3 protein-coding genes are annotated in these 3,302 nt (G+C 72.8%); 1 reads left to right on the forward strand and 2 read right to left on the reverse strand.

Features of this window, described 5'->3' with window-relative positions:
* Window positions 1–113: 113 nt before the first annotated feature.
* Both FNH04_RS43500 and FNH04_RS43505 read right to left on the reverse strand, forming a co-directional pair.
* Window positions 114–1,133, reverse strand: a complete 1,020-nt coding sequence (locus tag FNH04_RS43500) for a hypothetical protein (protein WP_386573565.1) — start codon at window positions 1,131–1,133, stop codon at window positions 114–116.
* Window position 1,134: 1 nt separating this feature from the next.
* Window positions 1,135–1,686 (reverse strand): RNA polymerase sigma factor, encoded by a 552-nt coding sequence (locus FNH04_RS43505; RefSeq protein ID WP_322725564.1) that lies wholly within the window; start codon window positions 1,684–1,686, stop codon window positions 1,135–1,137.
* Between the two features lie 497 nt (window positions 1,687–2,183).
* Between FNH04_RS43505 and FNH04_RS43510 the strand changes: the two genes are divergently transcribed.
* Entirely contained in the window at window positions 2,184–3,200 is a 1,017-nt protein-coding gene (locus FNH04_RS43510) for an aspartate-semialdehyde dehydrogenase (protein ID WP_322725565.1), read from the forward strand.
* The last annotated feature ends 102 nt before the right edge of the window (window positions 3,201–3,302 follow it).

Genomic DNA, 3,302 nt, shown 5'->3' on the forward strand with positions numbered 1-3,302 from the left:
GGCGGGTTCCCGGGGGGAGCCCGCCCCTTCCGCGTTTTCCCGCCGTCGTCCGGACGGGGTGCGCGTCAGTCGCGGTCCGTGTCAGCTGCGGTCCGTGTCAGTCGCGGTCCGTGTCAGCCTCCGTCCTCGCACGGCAGGCCGTCCGCCGTCGGCAGTGCCTCCGTGATCAGGGCGCGCTCGCGCGCGATCTCCTCCTTTCCGGTGGCGACCAGGTCGGGCACGGCCTCGTCGTGCGGGATGCCGATCAGTACGCGCTCGCCCTTGCGGAGGCGGGGGTCGGCGCCCTCCTCCAGGGGAAAGACGATCTCGTCCTCACCCTTGGCGGGCTTGTAGTAACGGTCGACGTCGAGCGTGATCCGGTTCTGCCCGGTGCCGGGGACCGGTTCGACGGACGCGACGGTGCCCTCCACGATCAGCCGGGCGCAGGCGACATAGGGAGGGCTCAGGGCGTTCCCGCTGCCCGCCCCGCTGTCCGCCTCACTGTCCGCCCGCCCGCCGTCCTCATGCTTCGCGCTGGACGCGTTGTCCCCGCTGCTGACGCCGATGCCCATCCCGCTCTGCGAGATCAGCCACCCCAGGCCCATGACCAGGGTGGCGGCCACTGCGGCGGCGAGGGTACCGAAGGCGAGGGCGGGCACGCGCCGGCGGCGCCGGCCCGGGGCACGGGCGGGTACGGAACGCGTGGGTACGGAACGCGTGGGTACGGACCTCACCGGTGGGGTGGGCGCCGGTGCGGGTCGCGTCTCGGTGCCGGTTTCCTGTACGGGCCGCGCCGTGTCCTCGGTGCCGGATGCGGGACGCGCGGCCTTGGGTCGCCCCGGCGGGGGCACTGCTTCCGCCTCCGTATCGTTCACGGTGCGACCGCTCGCGGCCAGTGCCTCCCCGATCAGCCCCAGCTGCTCGCGCAGCAGCGCCACATCGGCCAGCGCGGAGCGGTGCTCCGCCGCGAACCCGGCGTCGTCCAGGGCTCCCTCGGGCAGCGGTTCGCCGGTGATCGCGGCCATCAGCGCGTCGATGCCGTCGTGCGTGCCGTGCGCTTCGTGCGTGCCGTGCGCTTCGTGCGTGCCGTGCGCTTCGTCCGCGCCGTGCGCTTCGGACCGGGCGTCGCGCCGGTCGTCGTTCCGGGCGGCCACGTCACACCACCTCGTCCTCGTGCAGGCGGGCGCGCAGCGCGCGGACCGCCGAGTGGAGCCTGCTCTTGACCGTGCCCTCGGGGATACCGAGTTCCTCGGCGATCCCGCGCACCGGCAGATCGGCGTAGAAGCGCAGGACGACCACCTGGCGCAGGGCGTCGGGCAGCTCGTCCAGACCGCGGGCGACGGCGAGCGAGAGCACGCTGGAGTCCTCGCCGGAGGGGTGCTCCAGCTGCCGCAGCGAGGCGAGGCGCTCGCCCAGGCGCTCCTGGCGGCGCTTGGCGCGGTGCCAGTCCATGGCCAGGTTGGAGGCGACGACCGCCGCCCACGCGGACACGTCCCGCGGTGCCTCACGGCCGCTCGCGGCCCGTTCCAGGAGCCGCAGCCGCACCTGCTGCACCCCGTCCAGCAGGTCGGACTGCGGTACCCCGCCGAGCGCGAGCACCGCCCGCACCCGGCGCTCCTGGGCCGTGTCCAGGGGATCGTCAACCCCCTGGACCGTGTCCAGGGGTTCCGCCACCCCCTCGGCCCGCCGGGCCTTTCTGCGCAGCACAGCCACCCTCCCCTCGCCGCGTTTCCTCTAGGACGCCAGGGGCCCGTGAAACGTTCGGCGGCGTGGGGATTTCCTTTCGTCCGGCGCGTGTCGTCCGGTGCGGGTGTGACGGAGGGCGCACGCATGGCGGGGAGGGATCGGGGCATGTGCGTTCTGGGCTGTCCGGAGTCGTACGTCACCGGAGTCGTACGTCACATCACGCGGGCACACGGGTCGGTGGTGACGGGGCGCCGGGGCCGTACGGATTCCTGTCCGCGGCGCGTGGGAGGCGGGATTCTGCGGAGCCGGGCGCCGGATCGCGGCGAGCCTCCGCCGATCCCGGGCCCGTCCCCGGCGCGACGTGCGGCGTGTCCGCCGTACAAAGAATTGGACACGTGGGCTGGGAACCGACGCATGATGGAAACGCCAGGCTCGCGCCATACGCACGTAACACGCACACGCACACGCACACGCACACGCACACGCACACAAAACGCCATACGCACGAAGGAGTCGCCGTGAGGGTCGGAATCGTCGGAGCCACCGGTCAGGTCGGCACGGTCATGCGCAGGATCCTCACCGAGCGGAACTTCCCGGTCGACGAGCTCCGCCTGTTCGCCTCGGCCCGCTCCGCCGGGACGGTGCTGGACGGCGTGACGGTGGAGGACGCGGCGACGGCCGACTACTCGGACCTCGACATCGTCCTGTTCTCCGCGGGCGGCGCGACCTCGAAGGCGCTGGCCGAGAAGGTCGCCTCCCAGGGCGCGGTCGTGATCGACAACTCCTCCGCCTGGCGCCGGGACCCGGACGTACCCCTGGTGGTGTCCGAGGTGAACCCGCACGCGATCGCGGACCGCCCCAAGGGCATCATCGCCAACCCGAACTGCACGACGATGGCCGCGATGCCGGTGCTGAAGCCGCTGCACGAGGAGGCGGGCCTGGAGGCGCTGGTCGTCGCCACGTACCAGGCGGTCTCCGGCTCGGGGCTGGCCGGTGTCGCGGAGCTGCACGGGCAGGCGCAGAAGGTGATCGCGGACGCGGACAGGCTCACGCACGACGGGGAGGCGCTCGACTTCCCCGAGCCGCAGGTCTACAAGCGGCCCATCGCGTTCAACGTGGTGCCGCTGGCCGGCTCGATCGTGGACGACGGTCTGAACGAGACCGACGAGGAGCAGAAGCTCCGCAACGAGTCCCGCAAGATCCTGGAGGTCCCGGAGCTCAAGGTCTCCGGCACGTGCGTGCGTGTCCCGGTTTTCTCCGGCCACTCGCTCCAGGTCAACGCGCGCTTCGCCCGCCCGATCACGGTCGAGCGCGCGACGGAGCTGCTGGCGGGTGCGCCCGGTGTGGCCCTCTCCGACATCCCGACCCCGCTGGAGGCGGCGGGCAAGGACCCCTCGTACGTCGGCCGCCTGCGGGTTGACGAGACGGTCGAGCACGGTCTGTCGCTGTTCGTCTCCAGCGACAATCTGCGCAAGGGCGCTGCGCTGAACGCGGTGCAGATCGCGGAGCTGGTGGCGGCGGAGCTGAAGGGCTGACGGCGCGGGGGTGTGCGGCGGGGGGTTGTCCGCCCCCGCCGCCCCTACCCGTCCCATCCCAGGGGCTCCGCCCCTTCGACCCCGGAGCCCATGCCCCAGGGG

This window comes from Streptomyces phyllanthi (assembly GCF_009377205.1).
Lineage (GTDB): Bacteria > Actinomycetota > Actinomycetes > Streptomycetales > Streptomycetaceae > Streptomyces > Streptomyces phyllanthi.